This window comes from Pseudomonas tolaasii NCPPB 2192, assembly GCF_002813445.1.
Taxonomy (GTDB): Bacteria; Pseudomonadota; Gammaproteobacteria; order Pseudomonadales; family Pseudomonadaceae; genus Aquipseudomonas; species Aquipseudomonas tolaasii.
In genome coordinates, this window is record NZ_PHHD01000001.1 from 2,154,063 (window position 1) to 2,172,924 (window position 18,862).

At 61.3% G+C, this 18,862-nt stretch carries 20 protein-coding genes; 9 read left to right on the top strand and 11 right to left on the bottom strand.

Annotated features, from left to right (window positions below; genetic code table 11):
• The first annotated feature begins 425 nt into the window (after nt 1-425).
• Both ATI14_RS09965 and ATI14_RS09970 read left to right on the top strand, forming a co-directional pair.
• Nucleotides 426-1,193: an SDR family oxidoreductase gene (locus tag ATI14_RS09965; protein ID WP_016972574.1), complete on the top strand. Its 768-nt coding sequence runs from the start codon at nt 426-428 to the stop codon at nt 1,191-1,193.
• Nucleotides 1,194-1,316: 123 nt separating this feature from the next.
• Nucleotides 1,317-2,222 (top strand): cation diffusion facilitator family transporter, encoded by a 906-nt coding sequence (locus tag ATI14_RS09970; protein ID WP_016972573.1) that lies wholly within the window; start codon nt 1,317-1,319, stop codon nt 2,220-2,222.
• Nucleotides 2,223-2,312: 90 nt separating this feature from the next.
• On the opposite strand, the gene ATI14_RS09975 is transcribed toward ATI14_RS09970, so the two are convergent.
• The 5 genes from ATI14_RS09975 to ureE all read right to left on the bottom strand — a co-directional run bounded on the left by ATI14_RS09975 (nt 2,313) and on the right by ureE (nt 5,975).
• Nucleotides 2,313-3,422: an AGE family epimerase/isomerase gene (locus ATI14_RS09975; protein WP_016972572.1), complete on the bottom strand. Its 1,110-nt coding sequence runs from the start codon at nt 3,420-3,422 to the stop codon at nt 2,313-2,315.
• A 157-nt stretch (nt 3,423-3,579) separates the two neighbouring features.
• The gene (locus ATI14_RS09980; RefSeq protein ID WP_016972571.1) at nt 3,580-4,152 is read right to left on the bottom strand and encodes a HupE/UreJ family protein; all 573 of its coding nucleotides are present in this window, start codon (nt 4,150-4,152) and stop codon (nt 3,580-3,582) included.
• A gap of 25 nt (nt 4,153-4,177) precedes the next feature.
• Nucleotides 4,178-4,792, bottom strand: a complete 615-nt coding sequence (gene ureG, locus ATI14_RS09985) for an urease accessory protein UreG (protein ID WP_016972570.1) — start codon at nt 4,790-4,792, stop codon at nt 4,178-4,180.
• An 11-nt stretch (nt 4,793-4,803) separates the two neighbouring features.
• A complete protein-coding gene (locus ATI14_RS09990) occupies nt 4,804-5,478 on the bottom strand; it encodes an urease accessory protein UreF (protein WP_016972569.1) in 675 nt (224 codons plus the stop codon).
• Entirely contained in the window at nt 5,475-5,975 is a 501-nt protein-coding gene (gene ureE, locus ATI14_RS09995) for an urease accessory protein UreE (protein WP_016972568.1), read from the bottom strand. The genes ATI14_RS09990 and ureE overlap by 4 nt, the downstream gene beginning before the upstream one ends.
• Nucleotides 5,976-6,316: 341 nt before the next feature.
• On the opposite strand from ureE, the gene ATI14_RS10000 reads away from it, so the two are divergent.
• Nucleotides 6,317-6,790 (top strand): C40 family peptidase, encoded by a 474-nt coding sequence (locus tag ATI14_RS10000; RefSeq protein ID WP_080520634.1) that lies wholly within the window; start codon nt 6,317-6,319, stop codon nt 6,788-6,790.
• A gap of 5 nt (nt 6,791-6,795) precedes the next feature.
• Here ATI14_RS10000 and ATI14_RS10005 read toward each other — a convergent pair whose 3' ends face one another.
• Together ATI14_RS10005 and ATI14_RS10010 are read right to left on the bottom strand one after the other, a co-directional pair.
• On the bottom strand, nt 6,796-7,428 hold the full coding sequence (locus ATI14_RS10005; RefSeq protein WP_016972567.1) for a TetR family transcriptional regulator: 633 nt from the start codon (nt 7,426-7,428) through the stop codon (nt 6,796-6,798).
• Between the two features lie 151 nt (nt 7,429-7,579).
• Nucleotides 7,580-7,951, bottom strand: coding sequence for a hypothetical protein (locus ATI14_RS10010; protein ID WP_016972566.1), 372 nt, complete (start codon nt 7,949-7,951; stop codon nt 7,580-7,582).
• A 345-nt stretch (nt 7,952-8,296) separates the two neighbouring features.
• Between ATI14_RS10010 and ATI14_RS10015 the strand changes: the two genes are divergently transcribed.
• The gene (locus ATI14_RS10015) at nt 8,297-10,366 is read left to right on the top strand and encodes an AsmA family protein (protein ID WP_080520633.1); all 2,070 of its coding nucleotides are present in this window, start codon (nt 8,297-8,299) and stop codon (nt 10,364-10,366) included.
• Between the two features lie 148 nt (nt 10,367-10,514).
• On the opposite strand, the gene ATI14_RS10020 is transcribed toward ATI14_RS10015, so the two are convergent.
• Together ATI14_RS10020 and ATI14_RS10025 are read right to left on the bottom strand one after the other, a co-directional pair.
• Nucleotides 10,515-11,045 (bottom strand): ferritin-like domain-containing protein, encoded by a 531-nt coding sequence (locus ATI14_RS10020; protein WP_016972564.1) that lies wholly within the window; start codon nt 11,043-11,045, stop codon nt 10,515-10,517.
• 98 nt (nt 11,046-11,143) lie between these two features.
• Complete coding sequence (locus tag ATI14_RS10025) at nt 11,144-12,043, bottom strand: LysR substrate-binding domain-containing protein (RefSeq protein WP_016972563.1); 900 nt, start codon at nt 12,041-12,043, stop codon at nt 11,144-11,146.
• A 136-nt stretch (nt 12,044-12,179) separates the two neighbouring features.
• Here ATI14_RS10025 and ATI14_RS10030 point away from each other — a divergent pair, with 136 nt between their 5' ends.
• The gene (locus tag ATI14_RS10030) at nt 12,180-12,821 is read left to right on the top strand and encodes an FMN-dependent NADH-azoreductase (protein ID WP_016972562.1); all 642 of its coding nucleotides are present in this window, start codon (nt 12,180-12,182) and stop codon (nt 12,819-12,821) included.
• Nucleotides 12,822-12,909: 88 nt separating this feature from the next.
• Nucleotides 12,910-13,800, top strand: coding sequence for an esterase/lipase family protein (locus tag ATI14_RS10035; RefSeq protein ID WP_016972561.1), 891 nt, complete (start codon nt 12,910-12,912; stop codon nt 13,798-13,800).
• 111 nt (nt 13,801-13,911) lie between these two features.
• Here ATI14_RS10035 and ATI14_RS10040 read toward each other — a convergent pair whose 3' ends face one another.
• Nucleotides 13,912-14,799, bottom strand: coding sequence for a DMT family transporter (locus ATI14_RS10040; RefSeq protein WP_016972560.1), 888 nt, complete (start codon nt 14,797-14,799; stop codon nt 13,912-13,914).
• 97 nt (nt 14,800-14,896) lie between these two features.
• Here ATI14_RS10040 and ATI14_RS10045 point away from each other — a divergent pair, with 97 nt between their 5' ends.
• The 3 genes from ATI14_RS10045 to ATI14_RS10055 all read left to right on the top strand — a co-directional run bounded on the left by ATI14_RS10045 (nt 14,897) and on the right by ATI14_RS10055 (nt 17,297).
• Complete coding sequence (locus ATI14_RS10045; protein ID WP_016972559.1) at nt 14,897-15,685, top strand: AraC family transcriptional regulator; 789 nt, start codon at nt 14,897-14,899, stop codon at nt 15,683-15,685.
• 72 nt (nt 15,686-15,757) lie between these two features.
• Nucleotides 15,758-16,060 carry a PsiF family protein gene (locus tag ATI14_RS10050; protein WP_016972558.1) on the top strand — a complete coding sequence of 101 codons (303 nt, stop codon included), beginning with the start codon at nt 15,758-15,760 and terminating at the stop codon, nt 16,058-16,060.
• Nucleotides 16,061-16,283: 223 nt separating this feature from the next.
• Nucleotides 16,284-17,297 carry an AI-2E family transporter gene (locus tag ATI14_RS10055; protein ID WP_016972557.1) on the top strand — a complete coding sequence of 338 codons (1,014 nt, stop codon included), beginning with the start codon at nt 16,284-16,286 and terminating at the stop codon, nt 17,295-17,297.
• Nucleotides 17,298-17,416: 119 nt separating this feature from the next.
• Here the strand turns inward: ATI14_RS10055 and ATI14_RS10060 are convergent, their stop codons facing one another.
• The gene (locus ATI14_RS10060) at nt 17,417-18,685 is read right to left on the bottom strand and encodes an Hsp70 family protein (RefSeq protein ID WP_016972556.1); all 1,269 of its coding nucleotides are present in this window, start codon (nt 18,683-18,685) and stop codon (nt 17,417-17,419) included.
• Nucleotides 18,686-18,862 lie beyond the last annotated feature (177 nt).

Genomic DNA, 18,862 nt, shown 5'->3' on the forward strand with positions numbered 1-18,862 from the left:
TGTTTAAAGACACAGGTATATGACCGAAATATGTCCCTTCAGCCTGTGGATAAGTCTGTGATTAAACTCTGGAAAGACGGCCGCAGGGGCCGGAATGACTGGCCTGGAGCCATCGTTCGGATTTTTCCGCTTCACAGGGGCCTACATACGGCCTGGCTCAGGTCAAGCAATAAACTTTCTAAAATCGCCTGCAGGCCTTGTGTACAGCGGGCTGACGCGGTTTGCACTTGCCCCCAAAGACTGTGGGCGCAGTTGTGGATAACCTGCGCGCATGTGGCTGCAGGCCACGGTTTATAAGGCGTTGCTTGAAGTGATTAAATAATGATCAGTTGTAGATGAAGTCTTGCGCGTGGCGGTTGCCGCAACGGCGGCGTACGGGCATTCTGCTGGCTGTTTTTTTCCCCGATGCCCGCAAGGAGAACACCATGTCCGACACGCTGTTTATCACTGGCGCCACTTCCGGTTTTGGCGAAGCCTGCGCCCGTCGTTTTGCCGAAGCCGGCTGGAAACTGGTGCTCACTGGTCGTCGTGCCGACCGCTTGAATGCATTGGTTGAAGAGCTGTCCAAACAGACCGAAGTGCACGGCCTGGTGGTAGACGTGCGTGACCGCAAAGGCATGGAGGAGGCGATTGCCAACCTGCCGCCTTCCTTCGCCAAATTGCGCGGGCTGATCAACAATGCCGGCCTGGCCCTGGGTGCCGACCCTGCGCCCAAGTGCAGCCTCGATGATTGGGAGACCATGGTCGACACCAACATCAAGGGCCTGCTGACCACCACTCACCTGCTGTTGCCGCGCTTGATCGCCCATGGCCGTGGCGCCGGCATCATCAACCTGGGTTCCATCGCCGGCAGCTACCCGTACCCGGGCAGCCACGTGTATGGCGGCTCCAAGGCATTCGTCAAACAGTTCTCCCTGAGCCTGCGTTGCGACCTGCAGGGCACGGGCGTGCGCGTGACCAACATCGAGCCGGGCCTGTGCGAAAGCGAGTTCTCGCTAGTGCGCTTCGGCGGTGATCAGGCGCGCTATGACGCCACTTATGCTGGTGCCGAGCCGATCCAGCCGCAGGACATTGCCGATACCATCTTCTGGGTGCTGAACACCCCGGCGCACGTGAACATCAACCGTCTGGAACTGATGCCGGTGAGCCAGAGCTGGGCAGGTTTTGCTATCGAGCGTGGCGCCAAAGGCTGATTTCTTTTGTGGCGAGGGAGCAAGCTCCCTCGCCACAATCGGTCAAAAACAGGCCATAAGGTACACTCCCCCCGGTAAATCCCCTCCGCACTGTGCGGATTTAAGGTTTTGACGGGAGGAAATGTGAGTAACCGAGGTGAGCAGGCACTGCTCAAACAATCGACCATCCTGATGTTCGCCGTCGCGATCGCCGGGATTGTCACGGGTGTGATATCCGGCGCCCAATCCATTCTGTTCGACGGCTTTTTCTCGCTGATCGCCACCGCCATCAAGGTGTTGATGCTGATCACGGCCAAGCTGATTGCCAAGAAAAGCAACGAGCGCTTTCAGTTCGGCTACTGGCACCTGGAGCCCATGGTGCTGCTGATCGAAGGCAGTTTTCTGTTGCTGATCGCCATCTATGCATTCCTCAACGGTGTGTTCGGCATTATCAATGGCGGGCGCGAGATCGAGCTGGGGCTGGTGATCATTTATGCAGCGGTGTTCACCGTTGTTGAATTCGCCTACTTCTTCTACGTGCGCTATCGCAATCGCACGCTCAAGTCCTCGCTGATCCAGTTCGACAACATCAGTTGGCTGGTGGACGCGATGCTGTCGGTGGGCTTGCTGATCAGCTTCCTGGCGGCACTGCTGCTCAAGTCTCAGGGCTACGGCGAGTGGGCGGTGTATGTCGACCCGTTGATTCTGATCCTGCTGGCCCTGAGCATGCTGGCGCCGGCGCTGAAGATCCTGCGCCCGGCGTTGCGCGAGGTGCTCGGCATTGCCCCGGACCAGTTGGACGACAAGGTGCGCGAGGTGATGGACGCGGCCCAGGCCAAGCATGGTTTCGACGACTACGTGTCCTACGTGCAAAAGCACGGGCGGGCGCGGTTTATCGAGATTCATGTGGTGCTGCCGGCGGATTACCCGGTGGATAACGTGGCGACGCTCGATGGGTTGCGCGAGGAGATATCCACAGGACTCGGCAAGCCGGATGCGGCGCGCTGGTTGACGATCAGTTTTACCGGGGATCGCAAGTGGGTTGCGTGACCGTCAGGTAGACCGCTATCGCAGGCAAGCCCGCTCCCACATATACATTCGAATGTGGGAGCTGGCTCGCCTGCGATGAGGCCCTGAAAGTCAGCCCAAATGCTGGATCAAACCCTGATAGCAAGTCGCCAAATGATAAGGCGTAGTCGACGGCATATCCCGCCGGCTCACGGCACCCTTGGCGTCCAGGCATTCATTCCAGCCCTTCTCATGCAAAAAGTGCTGCTGCAGCGCCAGCAATTGGCGTTGCAGCACCGCGTCGCTGTTCGGCCGCAAGGTCAGCGCCCGCAGGTATTCGGCCTGGGCCCAGATGCGCTGCGTACCGTCGCGTACGCTGCCGTCAAGGGCAAGCATGCCGCTGACGGCCCCCGTCACGTTATCCACACCCTTCTGTTCAGCGTAGGCAAACGCGCGGGTCAAAGACCCATGCAACGGCGTACCGCGCAATACTGCCGACGACTCCAGCAAAAAGAACCATTCGAACTGGTGCCCCGGCTCAAACCAGTTATCCACAGCGCCCAGCGGTTTCTCCATCATCACGCCGGTCTGGCGGTCGATGAAGCGCTTCTGCATGGCGGTCGCCAGGTCCAGCAGCGCGTCCTGTGTAATGGCATCCTCACGCACGGCCAGGGTGGCGAGGAAACCTTCGGCCAAGTGCATCAACGGGTTTTGCAGCGGCCCGGAGTTGAGCGATGACCAGTTGCGCTCCAGCACCGCTTCGTACAGGCCGTCGCCCGTGGCGAAACGTTCGGCCACCACATCCAGCGCGGCATTGAGCACCGATTCCACCAACGGCTCGCGCACTTTGGCCCAGTAATGGGCGCAGGCGAAGATGATGAAGGCATGGGTGTAGAGGTCTTTGCGCTTGTCCAGCGGCTGGCCGGCGGGGTCGATGCTGTAGAACCAGCCGCCATGTTCGGCGTCGTGGAAGTGCCGTTGCAGCGAGCGGAACAGTGCGGCGGCGCGTTCCTGAGCGAACGTTGCGCCAGGCTCGCCGATCAGGCTGGCGAACAGGTACAACTGACGGGCGCACGCCATGGCGCGGTAGCGTTGCGGCGGCAATGGCCGGTGGTCGGCGTCCAGGGCTTCATAGGGCAGGGCCAGCTCGGCATTCCAGCCCGGGCCTTGCCAGAGCGGCACGATCAGGCTGTGGAAGTGCGTGAGCACGGTGTTCAGGGAGGGTTGGGAAGCGCTGGGCATTGGCTGGCGTCGTCACGGCAGGGGTGTAGGCGCGCATGGTAGCAGGCTGATCGTTCCCACGCTCTGCGTGGGAATGCATTTTGTGACGCTCTGCGTCGCGCTTTGGGACGCGGAGCGTCCCGGGCTGCATTCCCACGCGGAGCGTGGGAACGATCGCTCAGCCAGCCAGTAACCAGGCCCCAGTCGCCGCCGAAGCCGCCCCGGCTACACGCACCAACGGCGCCGCTGCCGCGGGCAGGAAACGAACGACTGCATAGCCGGCCGCGTGCAATACCGCCGTCGCGCCGACGAAACCCGCCGCATACGCCCAGGGGCTGGACATGTCCGGCAGCTCCAGGCCATGGGCCACACCATGAAACAGCGCAAACAGTGCCGTCGCACCCACCGCCACAAACAGCGGCGGCCGCACGGCCAGCGCCACGGCCAGGCCCAGCGCCAGCACCGAGGCGGCAATTCCGCTTTCCAGCGCCGGCAACTCCAGGCCTTCAAAGCCGAGCAGGCCGCCCATCAGCATGGTGCCGACAAACGCACACGGCAGTGCCCAGCGCGCGTTGCCTTTTTGCTGCGCGGCCCACAGGCCGACGGCGACCATGGCTAATAAATGATCAATGCCGCCCAGCGGGTGGCTGATACCGGCCACCAGCCCATTGTCGCCATGCCCGGGGTGAGCGAAGGCGAGGGCGGGAGCCAGCAGCAGGGCGGCGGTTGCGAGAAGTTTGTTGAGACCCATGAACAGGCTCCTTTTGGGGGTTGAATCAGGCCGCAGTCAGCAAGCCCTGACGTTCGATAAAGGCAACGATGTCATCCAGGCCGACGCCGGTTTTCTGGTTGCTGAACACAAAGGGTTTGCCGTTGCGCATGCGTGTGGTGTCGCTGTTCATCAGCTCCAGCGAGGCGCCGACCAGGGGGGCCAGGTCGATTTTGTTGATCACCAGCAAATCGGATTTGCAAATCCCGGGCCCGCCTTTGCGCGGCAGCTTGTCGCCGGCGGATACATCGATCACGTAGATGGTCAGGTCCGACAGCTCGGGGCTGAAGGTGGCCGACAGGTTGTCGCCGCCGGATTCCACCAGAATCAGGTCCAGGCCGGGGAAGCGTCGGTTGAGCTGGTCTACGGCTTCGAGGTTGATCGAGGCGTCTTCGCGAATCGCCGTGTGCGGGCAGCCGCCGGTTTCCACACCAATGATACGCTCGGGCGCCAGCGCCTGGTTACGCACCAGAAAGTCGGCATCCTCGCGGGTGTAGATGTCGTTGGTGACCACCGCCAGGTTGTAGCGGTCGCGCAGCGCCAGGCACAGCGCCAGGGTCAGGGCCGTCTTGCCGGAGCCCACCGGGCCGCCGATGCCGACGCGCAGGGGTTGTGTGTTCATGTGTGTGTCTCCTAGGAACGGAACAGGCGGCTGTACTGGCGCTCATGCGCCATGCAGGCCAGGGCGAGGCCAAAAGCGGCGCTGCCCAAAGGGTTGGGGTCGATGCGGGCGGCGTCCTGCTGGGCTTGTTGCAACAAGGGCAGCAGTTCACTGGTCAGGCGTTGTGCGGCTTGCTGGCCCAGGGGCAGGGTTTTCATCAGCACGGCCAATTGGTTTTCCAGCCAGCTCCACAGCCAGGCGGCGAGGGCATCGTCCGGGCTGATGGCCCATGCACGGGCCGCCAACGCCCAGCCGAGGGCCAGGTGGGGCTCGGTTTGTCCTTCAAGAAAGCTGCGCGCCGCGTCGTCAAGTTCAGGCAAACCGTTGAGCAGTTGCTGCAGGGAGTACCCCATCTGCCGGCTTTCCTGGTACAGCTCGCGGGTCTCGCGGCTGGCGCGATGTTCTTCGCACAGCTGCGTCAGGCGCGGCCAGTTCTCGTCGGCTGCAGCGCGGCAATGAGCGAGCAGCAGCGGCGCTTCGAAGCGGGCGAGGTTGAGCAATAACTGATCACTGATCCAGCGTCGGGCGCTCGCGGCGTCGTTGACCCGGCTATTTTCCACGGCCATTTCCAGGCCTTGGGAATAGCTGTAGCCGCCAATCGGCAATTGCGGACTGGCCAGACGCAACAGCGCCCAGGCTGGGTTCATAGACGTACGCCGAACTGGTGCAGCTTGGGCGGGTAGTTGAAATCTTCGTCGCCATGGCGCGAGTGGTGGTGGCCACCGCCGTAGGCACCGTGTTCCGGCTGGAACGGCGCTTCGATGGTTTCGGTGCTGGCGCCCAGTTGTTCGAGCATGGCCTTGAGCACGTAATCGTCGAGCAGGCGCAGCCAGCCATCCCCCACTTGCAGGGCAACGTGGCGGTTACCCAGGTGGTAGGCGGCGCGGGTCAGTTCGAAGGCGCTGCTGCAGGTGACGTGCAGCAGTTGTTCAGGGCGGGCGCAGACGCGTACGACGCGTCCGTCTTCGGCCTGCAGGAATTCGCCATCGTGCAGCGGCGGCTGGCCGCGCTCCAGAAACAGGCCGACGTCTTCACCGTCGGCACTGAAACAGCGCAGGCGGCTCTTGCTGCGGGCTTCGAAGTTCAGCAGCAATTCTGCGGCCCAGAGGGCTTGGGGGGCGATTCGGCGGTGGATCACCAGCATCAGGAAGCTTCCAGCTATGAGCGATAAGAGACGCAGAGCAAGGGGCTTGCCAACCCCGAGTGCGTGTGGGAAATCCCTGTAGGCAGGCACAGTCATGCCACCGAATAGGGCGTCAGCGCTTTCCGGCAGTGTTTCAATTTGGTGCGTGATGGGTTTTATAGCACTGGATGTGGGCGTTTTGCGTTGAGATCCGTTGCAGGCTGCATGAAATTTCTTTCATCTACTTCGCTGCTGACGTTTTTTTGGGAGTTTTCCTACGAGGCATCAGGATTCGGCCTTCCAAAAGTTACGCGCTGTTTCATTAGGCTGTGCGCCGTGTTTAATCCACAGCGACGTCCATCATGTTCAAGTCATTTTTGTGTGTAGTCATCGTCAGTCTGATGTGTACCGTTCCATCGGCTTCGGCCAACCTTCAGCACCGCTCCACATCCATCGACAACGTGATCGACCGCGCCCATGAACTGCTGGGCACGCCTTACAAGGCTGGTGGTTCCTCCACCGAGCGCGGTTTCGATTGCAGCAGTTTCCTGGTCTATCTGTTCAAGACCGAGGCCAATATCCAGCTGCCCCGCACGACTTCCGGCATGCACCGTTCAACGGCAAAAACCGTCAAGCGCGACGCGCTCAAACCCGGCGATGCGGTGTTTTTTTCGGGTAACGGGAGTGGCCGCGTCAGCCATGTTGGCCTGTATATCGGCCAGGGCAAGTTCATCCATTCGCCGAGTACCGGCAAGCGTGTGCGCATTGATTCGCTGAGTAACAGCTACTGGAAGAAGAACTACACCACCGCCAAGCGCTTTCACGCGGCGGGCTGAGCGCTTTACTCGGTGCTGCCCAGCCCTTGCCAGTGCTTGAGGCCGATGAAGATAAAGCGCAGTTGCTGGGTGATCTTCGCCTGAGGCGTGAGGTGCTCGGGCAAGGCGTGGGCCGGCGGGTCGATGATGTCAGGCAGGGTGGCGAACACGCTTTTGACGATCAGGTCGGCCATCACATGCAAGCCTTCGGCATCCAGGTGCTGCAACTTGGGCATCAGCGTCAGGTCGGCCGCCAGGTCGCGGGTGATGTCTTCGCGCAAGGCGCCGATGGCCTGGCGCACGGCCAGGCAGCCGCCGTATTGCTCGCGGGCCAGGAACAGGAACTGTGAGCGGTTGGCCGACACCACATCCAGAAAGATCCGCACGGAGGCATCAATAATGCCGCCCATCACGAATTCGTTATGGCGCACCAGGCGGATCGTGGCGCGAAAGGTCTGGCCGACTTCACTCACCAGCACCAGGCCCAGTTGGTCCATGTCATCGAAATGGCGATAGAACCCGGTCGGCACGATGCCCGCGGTTTTGGCCACTTCGCGCAGGCTCAGGCTGCCAAACCCGCGGCCACACTCCATCAGATGGCGGGCTGCGTCCATCAAGGCAAGGCGGGTCTGTTGCTTTTGTTCGGCGCGGGGCAGCATCGGCGGGTGGGCTTTGTCGGCGAGTACAGCGACGCACTCTAGCAAAACCGCTTTGCCGGCGTCGAACTTGGCGGGGGCGAGGCGTGACGTGGTCTATGAAAAAGCAAAAGCCCGATCGGCGGATCGGGCTTTTTTATGGGCCACCACGGGGTTAGCTCTGTGCTTGATGCAGTTCTTGCAGGCGGTCGGAACCACCTTCGGCAACGCCATCGGTGTAAGCGCGTTTGTTGGCTTGTTCAGCACCGCCTTCTACCAGACCTTTCTGTTCCAGGCGATCACGGCCACCTTCAGCCACACCTTCGGTGTAGGCGCGTTTGTTGGCGTGTTCCGAACCATTTTCAGCGACGGCACCTTTGGCGTAGTCACGGTTTTCTTCTTCCTGCGAACCGCTGCGGGCCAGGGTCTGGCTGGATTCAACGGCTTGGGCTTTGTTCTGTGGGGTCGCCTGTTCGGCAGCTGGCAGGGCAAAGGCACTGGAAGCGAGGACGGAAAGCAGGGCGACTGCGAGTACTTGGCGTTTCATGAGAGTTGCTCCTTGGGAGGGCGATAAAGTGGGTACAGGGCTAATGCTACTCTCGATAAGTCGATATAAAAGTTCATAAACACAATGGTAATAATCAACAGAATTGATTGTTCCCCTCGAAGGCTCTAAATCGCACCTCTCAAGCCCGCGGTTTTGCACCGTGCTGGGTATTTTCGACACGGAGGTGGGTAACATTGGTGCGCCGTCGATGATTAAAACTGTCCGGTCGATCAGGAAAATGGCTTTTTGCGACTAATTCACCGATCGGGTTAAACCCCCGCGCCGTTTGCCAGTCGTAGCCTTATGAGCTGTAGTTCAGCTATTCGTGTTGAGGAGTCCTGTGCAATGACGCGCACTCGTAAAATCGTCGCCTGGAGCTGCGCCAGCTTCGTTGTATTAATCGCTGTGGTGGTATTGGTTCTGGTGTTTTTTGACTGGAACCGCATCAAGCCGCCGCTCAATGCCAAGGTCTCTGAAGAACTGCACCGCCCCTTCGCCATCAATGGCAACCTGGCCGTGGTGTGGGCGCGAGAGCCCGACGAAGGCGGCTGGCGCGCCTGGGTGCCGTGGCCCCACGTGATTGCCGAGGACCTGACCCTGGGCAACCCCGATTGGTCGAAAAAGCCGCAGATGGTCACGCTCAAGAAGGTCGAGTTGCGTATTTCGCCCCTGGCCTTGCTGGTACAGCGCGTAGTGATCCCGCGCATCGACCTCACTGAACCGAGCGCCGATTTGCAGCGCCTGGCCGACGGCCGTGCCAACTGGACCTTCACATTCGACCCCAAAGACCCGAACGCCGAACCCTCCAGCTGGGTGGTGGACATCGGCGCCATCGGCTTTGACAAGGGCCACGTAACCCTTGACGACCAAACCCTCAAGACTCAACTGGATGTAATCATCGACCCGCTGGGCAAGCCGATTCCCTTCGGCGAGATCGTCGGTGACGCAGATGCCAAAAAGGCCCTGGAAAAAGGCTCGGCGCCCCAGGACTATGCTTTCGGCCTCAAGGTCAAAGGCCAATACCACGGCCAGAAGCTCGACGGCACCGGCAAAATCGGTGGCCTGCTGGCCTTGCAGGACGCGGCCAAGCCGTTTCCGCTGCAAGCCCAGGCAAGGATTGCCGACACCAGCATCGCCCTCGCCGGCACCCTTACCGACCCGCTGAACCTCGGCGCCCTGGACCTGCGCCTGAAACTCTCCGGCAGCAGCCTGGGCAACCTCTACCCGCTGACCGGCGTGACTCTGCCGGATTCGCCGGCCTATTCCACCGACGGCCACTTGATCGCCAAGCTGCACGAAGCCGGCGGCGCGTCGTTCACCTACGAGAACTTCAACGGCAAGATCGGCAACAGCGATATCCATGGCAACCTGGGCTACGTCGCCAGCCAGCCACGGCCCAAGCTCACCGGCGCACTGGTCTCCAACCAGTTGCTGATGGCCGACCTCGCGCCCCTGATCGGCGCGGACTCCAATGCCAAGCAAAAAGCCCGTGGCGGCGAAAGCAAGCAACCGGCGACCAAAGTGCTGCCGGTGGAAGAGTTCCGCACCGAACGCTGGCGCGATATGGATGCCGACGTGGAGTTCACCGGCAAGCGCATCGTGCACAGTGCCGAGCTGCCTTTCACCGACCTTTACACTCACGTCGTCCTGAATGATGGCCAACTGAGCCTGGAGCCTCTGCGCTTTGGCGTGGCCGGCGGCAAACTCGACGCGCAGATTCGCTTGAATGGCCGCATCACGCCGATGGAGGGCCGCGCCAAACTGACGGCACGCAACTTCAAGCTCAAGCAGTTGTTCCCGACCTTCGAGCCGATGAAAACCAGCTTTGGTGAACTGAACGGCGACGCGGATATTTCCGGGCGCGGCAACTCCGTGGCGGCGTTGCTGGGCACGTCCAACGGTGACCTGAAAATGCTCATCAACGATGGCGCGATCAGCCGCAGCCTGATGGAGATCGCCGGGCTCAACGTGGGCAACTACGTGGTCGGCCGCCTGTTCGGCGACAAGGAAGTGAAGATCAACTGCGCAGCGGCCGACTTCGGCATCAAGACCGGCCTGGCGACGACGCGACTGTTTGTGTTCGATACCGAGAACGCCATCATCTACATCGATGGCACGGCGAACATGGCCAGCGAGCAACTGGACCTGACCATCACGCCTGAATCCAAGGGCTTTCGCCTGTTTTCCCTGCGCTCGCCGTTGTACGTCAACGGGTCGTTCATCAAGCCTAACGCGGGTGTGAAAGCCATTCCGCTGGCCCTGCGCGGTGCGGGCATGGTGGCGCTGGGCGTGATCGCCGGACCGGCTGCCGGGTTGCTCGCGCTGGTAGCGCCGAGCGGGGATGAGCCGAACCAGTGTGCGCCGCTGTTGCAGCAGATGAAGGAAGGCAAGGCGCCGAAGACCGTCAAAGGCTGACTGACAAAACCGCAGGCAAAAATGTGGGAGCTGGCTTGCCCACGATGCAGATACCTCGGTGTGTCAGTCACACCGCAGTGATGCTATCGCAGGCAAGCCAGCTCCCACACAAGTCCAACTTCCACATGGGGTTCAGCGGTGTAGCGGGTTACAGGTCCTGCAGAATATCCGCCATGTCGTCGGCGTGTTCTTCTTCCTGGGCCAGGATGTCTTCGAAGATACGGCGGGTGGTTGGGTCCTTGTCGCCGATGTACTGGATGATTTCGCGGTAGCTGTCCACCGCGATGCGCTCGGCCACCAGGTCTTCGTAGACCATTTCCTTCAAGTTCTTGCCCGCAACGTATTGTGCGTGGGAGTTCTTCGACAGCAGGTCGGGGTTGAACTCCGGCTCACCGCCCAATTGCACGATGCGCTCGGCCAGTTTGTCGGCGTGCTCGGCTTCCTGGGTGGCGTGTTCGAGAAACTCATCGGCGGCAACGCTGGCCTTCAGGCCGGTGGCCATGAAGTAGTGGCGCTTGTAGCGCAACACGCAGACCAGTTCGGTGGCCAGCGATTCGTTGAGCAGGCGGATGATTTCTTTGCGGTCGGCGTCGTAGCCTTCGGTGACGGCGCCGTTTTCGACGTTCTGGCGGGCGCGGCTGCGCAGGGTCGCAACGTCAGTCAAGTGTGCTTCAGTCATCTCATTCTCCTGGTGCTAATCCGGTTTTGCGCCACGCTCTGCCGGCGTGATCGCTCCAGGTTGTGAGTGTTGGCCGACGCAAAAAGTTTTATCGGATTTCAAAGTGCGTGGCCGGAGAGCTTCGCTTCTTCCTGTACCCACTGGAAAAACGCGCGCACCGGCGGATGACGCTCGCGGCCCGGCACGCACAGCGCGCTGTAACCGGCGCCATCCACGCGCACCTGAGGGCGGTACGGCACCAGCAGGCCCGACGCCACGCTTTCCGACACCAGAATATTGCTCGCCAGCACCAAACCCTGGCCGGCAATCGCCGCTTGCAGCGCGTAGTGCTCTTCGTCGTATTCGCGCAACAGTGAGGTGTGGGCCAGCCAGGTTTCGCCGGCTTTTTCGCACCAGGCCTTCCAGCCCAACGCGTACAGGTCGGAGTTGTGCCAGCGCACGCTGATCAGCGTCGGTACATGACTGGCCGCCCGTGCCACCTGTTCGGGTGAGCCGTACAACGCAAAGGACTCGTCAAACAGGCATTGGCCATACAACTGCGGGTAGTCGCCGAGGCTGTAGCGAATCACCAGGTCGACGCTGGCGTCCTGCTGCAGGTCGACCACCGCGCAGCGGGTGTCCAGGCGCAGGCTGATATCCGGGTGAGCGGCATAGAATCGCCCCAGCCTGGGTACCAGCCACAGCGCGGCAAACGCCGGCGTGGTGGACACCGTGAGCTGCCCGGCACTGCGTTGCGGACGCAGTGTGTCGAGGCTGTGCGCCACGTCGAGCAAGGCGCCGTGCAGGCTTTGAAATAGCCGCTCGCCGCCTTCGGTGAGGCGGACCTGACGCGGCAGGCGTTCGAAGAGGGCAATGCCCAGCCAGGTTTCCAGGCTGCGGATCTGATGGGACACCGCCGTGGGCGTCACCGACAGCTCTTCGGCGGCGGCTTTGAAGCTCAGCAGGCGTGACGCCGATTCAAACGTGCGCAAGGCCGTCAGGGGCAGTGTGGCAAACATGTCAGCTCCACAGGTGAAATGAGTTCATCCGGACTAACTATTGATCATTTGTCCGTCTGGGCGCTCGGCTCTAGATTGGCGAGCACGAACGGCGGCCATTCAAACCGTCGGAGTTTAACTTGCCAAGGTTATACACATGAAAAAAATGCTAGTGATTCACGCCAGCCCGCGCGGCGAGCGTTCTCATTCCCGGCGCCTGGCCGAGTCGTTTCTTGAGGTGTGGCAAGCGGCAAACCCCGGCGCGCAGGTGACTCGCCGCGAAGTCGGGCGAGCCTTTATTCCCCACGTCACCGAGGCCTTTGTGGCCGCCAACTTTTACCCGGAGCCGCAGTCGCTGCCGAAGGTGATGAAGGCCGACCTGCAACTGAGCGATGAACTGGTTGGCGAACTCATCGAGCATGAGCTGTTGGTGATCGCCATGCCGCTTTACAACTTCGGCGTGCCCAGCGGCCTCAAGGCGTGGATCGACCAGATTGTGCGCATGGGCCTGACCTTCGATATCACCCAGGACAGCAACGGTATCGCGCAGTATCAGGCGCTGCTGAAGGGCAAAAAAGCCTTGATCATCACCAGCCGCGGCGGCAGCGGGTTCGGCCCGGGCGGTGAATTTGAATGGATGAACCACGCGGACCCGCACCTGCGCACAGTGTTGGGTTACATCGGCATCGATGATGTGAGTGTGATCGCCGCAGAGGGGGAGGAGTCGGACAAAAGCGTGTTCCTGCGCGCCTGTGCAGAGGCTGAGCGTCAATTGCACGCGTTTGCCGAGGGCTTTTAAGGTGTCATGAGCCTGTCATGGGGCGGTCATGTCGATTTATGAAACACTGGTCTAGGATGGATCCATCCCTGACCTGAGCCGCTGCCCCATGCCGCACTCCCTGGCCACACGTTATCCCCTGGTGCTGGTCCCTGGCATGCTGGGGTTCGTGCGCGTGGGGTTGTTTCCCTATTGGTACGGCATTGTCCCGGCGTTGCGGGCCGGCGGGGCGCAAGTATTTCCCGTGCAGGTGGCGCCGCTGGATTCCAGCGAAGTGCGCGGTGAACAGCTGTTGGTGCAGATCGAACGGATCCGCCGCGAAACCGGCGCCGACAAGGTCAACCTGATCGGCCACAGCCAGGGCGCTCTCACCGCGCGTTACGCCGCGGCCAGGCGCCCTGAATGGGTGGCGTCGGTAACATCGGTGGCGGGGCCCAATCAGGGGTCGGAGCTGGCCGACCATATTCACGCGAATTACCCGGCCAAGAGCGTGAAAGGCCGCCTCATGAGCGCCGCATTTCATTGGGTTGCGTGGGTAATGTGGCTGCTGGAAACCGGCTATCGCGGGCCGCGCTTCAAGGCTGACCTGCAGGCGTCGCACCATTCGCTGACGAGTGCCGGCGTGGCGTTGTTCAATCAACAATATCCCCAAGGCCTGCCACTCACGTGGGGCGGGCAGGGCGCCGAGGAGGTCAACGGTGTGCGTTATTACTCGTGGTCCGGCACCTTGCAGCCGGGCATCACCGACCGTGGACGCAACCTGTTCGATGGCACGAACCGCAGCTGCCGCCTGTTTGCCCGCAGTTTTGTGCGCGAGAAAGGCCAGTGCGACGGCATGGTGGGGCGTTACAGTTCACACCTGGGGTGGGTGATCGGCGACGACTACGCGCTGGATCATTTCGACATCGTCAACCAGTCGCTGGGGCTGGTGGGCAAAGGGGCGGAGCCGATCCGGTTGTTTGTTGAGCATGCGCGGCGGTTGAAGGCGGCGGGGGTTTAGCGGGGACCGAGTTATCGTTCATCGCAGGCAAGCGAGCTCCCACAGTTGCCTGCGTTCCAAAGGTAGAACTCGGTCAAATGTGGGAGCTGGCTTGCCTGCGATGACAATGGATCAGGCAACGCCGACCTCACGGCGCACCGGCGTCGTCCAGCGCTCCGACAAAATCACCCCGCCCAGGGTCAACAACCCCCCGACCAAGTGATACATCGCCAACTGCTCCTTCAACACCACCGCCGCAATCAGCGCGGTGATCAGCGGCAGCAAGTTGAAAAACAACGTGGTGCGGCTCGGCCCGAGGGTTTTCACCGAGTGCATCCAGGCCAGCGGCGCCAGCATCGAAGCCAGCAAGCACGCGTACAGAATCAACGGGACATTCGCCCAGCCAAGACCCGCTTTCGCCGAAAACAGGAACAGCGGAAACAGCACCACCACCGCCACCAGAATCTGCAAGTACAACAACACCAGCGGCGGCAGGCGCAGATGCCATTTTTTCAACAGGGTGCTGTAGACCGCGTAGGCGAGGGTGGCGACCAGCATCATGCCGTCGCCCAGGTTGACGCCGTGTTGCAGCAAGGCGCCGAGGCTGCCGGCTGAAACCACTACCACCACGCCGGCAAACGACAGCACTGCGCCGGTCAGCGCGCCGAAGGTCAGGCGCTGGCCAAGGCTAATGATCGCGGCGGTCAATGCCATCAACGGCATCAGCGAGAGGATGATGCCCATGTTGGTCGCCGTGGTGACCGTTGCGGCGTAGTAGGCCAGGCTTTGGTAAACCGCCATTCCCAGCACGCCGAGAATGAAGATTTTGCCCAGGTTCGGGCGGATCAGCGCCCAGTTGGCAATCACCGACTTGAGCATGAACGGCGTGAACAGTAGCGCCGCCAGCAGCCAGCGGTAAAAGCCGATTTCAGCGGGGAAGATCGAACCTACGGCGAGTTTGTTGACCACGGTGTTGCCGGCCCAAATGAAGATGGCCAGCAAGGGATAAGCGTATTGCATCGAAAAAAACCAGATTGGGTGAAGTGGCGTGATTATCCCTTGTCTGGATAGAAGCCTATACTGCGATCCAGACAAACGGCCTCTAGAACCAGACAACATGCCCAGATACACCGTCCGCCTTGCGGACTTCCCCAGCCTGCCGAGCCCTGTGTACTTTCGCTACTCGGATTTCGCCCCCGACACCGAGTGCACTCAGCATCGGCACACCTGGGGGTGCCTGGATTATTCCGCCAATGGCGTGATGCGCATGGAAGTCGCCGGCAGCCGTTTTATGTCGCCGCCGCAGTACGCGGTCTGGATCCCGCCGAATACCGAGCACGGTTCCTACAATGCCCAGGCGGCGTCCTACCGCTCGGTAGGGCTGGTGCCGGCGCTGTGCGAGCAATTGCCGCAACAGCCGTGCACGCTGGCGATCAGCGAAATTCTTAAAGCCATCCTCGGTGACTTTGCGCGGCGGGACGTCAACATTCCGCAGACCGAGGCCGATATCCGCCTGGCCCAGGTGCTGGTGGACCAGCTCAGGCAAGCGCCGATACACGATTGCTTCCTGCCCTACGCCCGCCACCCCGGTTTGCTCGGCGTGCTCGAAGGCATGCAGGCTGACCCCGCCGACAACCGGCCATTGGCGCATTGGGCTGAACAGATTCACGTGAGTGAGCGGACCCTGGCCCGTCAATTCGTACGGGAAGTGGGCATGAGCTTCGGCGAGTGGCGCCAGCGCCTGCGTTACCTGGCCGCCATTGAGGCGCTGGACAGCGAGCGCAGTGTGCAACACGTGGCGTTCGACCTGGGTTACAGCACCGCCTCGGCCTTCATCGCCATGTTCCAGCGCCACGCGGGCTGCACCCCGGAGCAGTACCGCCGGTCGAATATTCGTGGTCGGTAGAGATGTAACAGGCTTTGACTACACTGCCGTGTAGGCCGCGCACTTTCGACGCGGCAACAGGGAGAAAACTCCATGAAGATGCTGCGTATTCCGCTGTTGATGATGGGTCTGCTGCTGTGCTCACAAGGCTTTGCCGCCACCGCTCAGCAAAACAAGATGACCACCTGCAACGCCGAGGCGACCACCAAGACGCTCAAGGGCGATGACCGTAAAGCCTTTATGAAGACCTGCCTGTCGGCCCCTGCGGCCAACGACGCCAAGACCCTGACCCCGCAGCAACAGAAGATGAAAGACTGCAACGCCTCGGCGAAAACCAAGGCGCTGACCGGCGATGCGCGCAAGACCTTTATGAGCACGTGCCTCAAAGGTAGCTAAGTTCGCGAATCCCCTTGTGGGGGCTGGGCTTGTGTGGGAGCTGGCTTGCCTGCGATGGCATCACCTCAATCAAGCTGAAGACCGAGGTGCCTGCATCGCAGGCAAGCCAGCTCCTACACAAGCCCGCCTCCACATTGACAGTGTTCGCAATTGACACCCCTCGCTTGATTCCCTCAAGGCTGGCAGACTGCCAATCCTTTAACGCCGTTCGTTTTGAGGCTGTATGCCAACGTTTTCTCAGCGTCACGTGTTGTTGCTGGTCAGTTGCATCATCATTTTCGGTGGGTTACTGCTCGTCCTGCCGCTCAAGCTGCTGCCCAGCCTGCTGGCTGGCCTGCTGGTGTATGAGCTGGTCAATATGCTCACCCCGCAGTTGCAGCGACTGATCGAAGGGCGGCGCGCGCGCTGGCTGGCGGTGGCGTTGCTGGGGACGTTGATCGTCAGCGTGCTGACACTGATCTTTGCCGGCGCCATCAGCTTTCTGCTTCACGAAGCGGAAAACCCCGGCGCTTCACTCGACAAATTCATGGGCGTGGTCGACCGCGCACGCGGCCAGTTGCCGCCGTTCGTCGATGCCTACCTGCCGGCCAGCGCTGCCGAGTTTCGCGTGGCCATCGGCGATTGGCTGAGCAAGCACCTGAGCGAGCTGCAACTGGTCGGCAAAGACGCCGCCCACATGTTTGTCACCCTGCTGATCGGTATGGTGCTCGGCGCCATCATCGCCCTGCAACGCGTGCCCGACCTGACCAAACGCAAGCCGCTGGCTGCCGCGCTGTTCGATCGCCTGCACCTGCTGGTGCAAGCCTTTCGCAATATCGTTTTCGCCCAGATCAAAATCGCTGCGCTCAACACCGCGTTCACCGCCGTATTCCTCGCCGTGGTGCTGCCGCTGTGCGGGATTCACCTGCCGCTGACCAAAACCCTGATCGTGCTGACCTTTCTGGTAGGCCTGTTGCCGGTGATTGGCAACCTGATCTCCAATACCCTGATCACCATCGTCGCGTTGTCATTGTCGATCTGGGTGGCGGTGGCGGCGCTGGGCTATCTGATCGTTATCCACAAGGTCGAGTATTTCCTCAACGCGCGCATTGTCGGCGGGCAGATCAGTGCCAAATCGTGGGAGTTGCTGCTGGCGATGCTGGTGTTCGAGGCCGCATTCGGGCTGCCGGGGGTGGTGGCGGGGCCGATTTATTATGCGTATCTCAAGAGTGAGCTGAAGCTGGGCGGGTTGGTTTAAGCCTTGTATTGCCTGAGCTGAGGCCATCGCGGGCAAGCCCGCTCCCACATCTGAAATGCATTCCAGGTGTGGGAGCGGGCTTGCCCGCGATAGAGGTGCCTCGGTCTTCCAGCTAAAACTCAGTAGCCGTACCGCTTGCTGGCCTCAATCGCCAGACCACTGCCGATACTGCCAAAGATATTGCCTTCCACATGCCGCGCATTCGGCAACATCGCCGAGATGCTGTGGCGCAGCGCCGGGATTCCGCTGGAGCCGCCGGTAAAGAACACCGTGTCCACCTGCGCCACGCTCACCGAAGCGTCATTGAGCAATTGCGTCACGCTGCCGCGCACGCGCTCCAGCAGGCCGTCGATGGACGATTCGAACAGCGCCCGGCTCAAGTCCACGCTCAAGCCCGCTTCGATACGGTCGAGCGGCACATGGCGACTGTCTTCATGGGTCAGCTGGATCTTGGTCTCTTCCACTTCCATCGCCAGCCAGTGCCCGGCACGCTGTTCAATCAGCTTGAACAGGCGGTCGATGCCGCCGGTGTCTTCGATGTCGTAGCGCATGCTGCCCAGGGCCAGCTGGGATTTCTGCGAGTACACCGAGTTGATGGTGTGCCAGGTGGCCAGGTTCATGTGGTGGCTGGTGGGCATGTAGGCGCCGCTCTTCATGCGGCTGCCGTAGCCGAACAACGGCATCATGCCGTTGAGCGAGAGCTGCTTGTCGAAGTCGGTCCCGCCGATGTGCACACCGCCGGTGGCGAGGATGTCGCTCTGGCGGTTGTCGTTATGGCGACGGTCCGGGCTCAGGCGCACCAGGGAGAAGTCGGAAGTACCGCCGCCGATGTCGACGATCAGTACCAGCTCTTCTTTCTCGATGGTGGACTCGTAGTCGAATGCCGCGGCAATCGGCTCGTACTGGAACGATATGTCCTTGAAGCCGATCTTGCGGGCTACATCGACCAGGGTGTTTTCGGCTTCCTGGTCGGCCAGCGGGTCGTCATCGACGAAAAACACTGGGCGGCCCAGCACCACTTCTTCGAACTCACGGCCGGCGGTGGCTTCGGCGCGGCTCTTGAGCTGGCCGATAAACAGCGCCAGCAGGTCGGTGAACGGCATTGCGGTGCCGAGCACGCTGGTGTCGTGCTTGATCAGCTTGGAACCCAGCAGGCTCTTGAGCGAGCGCATCAGGCGGCCTTCGTAGTTTTCCAGGTACTCGTGCAGCGCCAGGCGACCGTACACCGGACGGCGCTCCTCGAAGTTGAAGAACACCACCGACGGCAAGGTGATCTTGTCGTCCTCCAGCGCAAGCAGCGTTTCCATGCCGGGACGAATCCAGCCGACGGTGGAGTTGGACGTGCCGAAGTCGATACCGCAGGCACGGGCTGGGGATGGGTTTTCCATGACAATCAGGTTCCGGTTGAAAAACGGCCGCGCAGTGTATGCCAGTCGCGGGCGGATGCGTAGGCCGGCTATCTGTAAATACGCCTTGAAAGCCGGGAATTTGCCCCCACATCTGCTGCATACGGCAAGCGCCGATAACACTTTGACGCACCCCCGGGCCACATCACTCAACAAGTG

Excerpts from the sequence above, each read along its gene's own strand:
- ATI14_RS10055 (WP_016972557.1), top strand. The coding sequence starts at position 16,284 with ATGCCAACGTTTTCTCAGCGTCACGTGTTGTTGCTGGTCAGTTGCATC.
- ATI14_RS09980 (WP_016972571.1), bottom strand. The coding sequence starts at position 4,152 with ATGGGTCTCAACAAACTTCTCGCAACCGCCGCCCTGCTGCTGGCTCCC.
- ureG (WP_016972570.1), bottom strand. The coding sequence starts at position 4,792 with ATGAACACACAACCCCTGCGCGTCGGCATCGGCGGCCCGGTGGGCTCC.
- ATI14_RS10015 (WP_080520633.1), top strand. The coding sequence starts at position 8,297 with ATGACGCGCACTCGTAAAATCGTCGCCTGGAGCTGCGCCAGCTTCGTT.
- ATI14_RS10005 (WP_016972567.1), bottom strand. The coding sequence starts at position 7,428 with ATGCTGCCCCGCGCCGAACAAAAGCAACAGACCCGCCTTGCCTTGATG.
- ATI14_RS10050 (WP_016972558.1), top strand. The coding sequence starts at position 15,758 with ATGAAGATGCTGCGTATTCCGCTGTTGATGATGGGTCTGCTGCTGTGC.
- ATI14_RS09990 (WP_016972569.1), bottom strand. The coding sequence starts at position 5,478 with ATGAACCCAGCCTGGGCGCTGTTGCGTCTGGCCAGTCCGCAATTGCCG.
- ATI14_RS10000 (WP_080520634.1), top strand. The coding sequence starts at position 6,317 with ATGTTCAAGTCATTTTTGTGTGTAGTCATCGTCAGTCTGATGTGTACC.
- ATI14_RS09975 (WP_016972572.1), bottom strand. The coding sequence starts at position 3,422 with ATGCCCAGCGCTTCCCAACCCTCCCTGAACACCGTGCTCACGCACTTC.
- ATI14_RS09965 (WP_016972574.1), top strand. The coding sequence starts at position 426 with ATGTCCGACACGCTGTTTATCACTGGCGCCACTTCCGGTTTTGGCGAA.
- ATI14_RS10060 (WP_016972556.1), bottom strand. The coding sequence starts at position 18,685 with ATGGAAAACCCATCCCCAGCCCGTGCCTGCGGTATCGACTTCGGCACG.
- ATI14_RS10020 (WP_016972564.1), bottom strand. The coding sequence starts at position 11,045 with ATGACTGAAGCACACTTGACTGACGTTGCGACCCTGCGCAGCCGCGCC.
- ureE (WP_016972568.1), bottom strand. The coding sequence starts at position 5,975 with ATGCTGGTGATCCACCGCCGAATCGCCCCCCAAGCCCTCTGGGCCGCA.
- ATI14_RS10045 (WP_016972559.1), top strand. The coding sequence starts at position 14,897 with ATGCCCAGATACACCGTCCGCCTTGCGGACTTCCCCAGCCTGCCGAGC.
- ATI14_RS10040 (WP_016972560.1), bottom strand. The coding sequence starts at position 14,799 with ATGCAATACGCTTATCCCTTGCTGGCCATCTTCATTTGGGCCGGCAAC.
- ATI14_RS10030 (WP_016972562.1), top strand. The coding sequence starts at position 12,180 with ATGAAAAAAATGCTAGTGATTCACGCCAGCCCGCGCGGCGAGCGTTCT.
- ATI14_RS10025 (WP_016972563.1), bottom strand. The coding sequence starts at position 12,043 with ATGTTTGCCACACTGCCCCTGACGGCCTTGCGCACGTTTGAATCGGCG.
- ATI14_RS10010 (WP_016972566.1), bottom strand. The coding sequence starts at position 7,951 with ATGAAACGCCAAGTACTCGCAGTCGCCCTGCTTTCCGTCCTCGCTTCC.
- ATI14_RS10035 (WP_016972561.1), top strand. The coding sequence starts at position 12,910 with ATGCCGCACTCCCTGGCCACACGTTATCCCCTGGTGCTGGTCCCTGGC.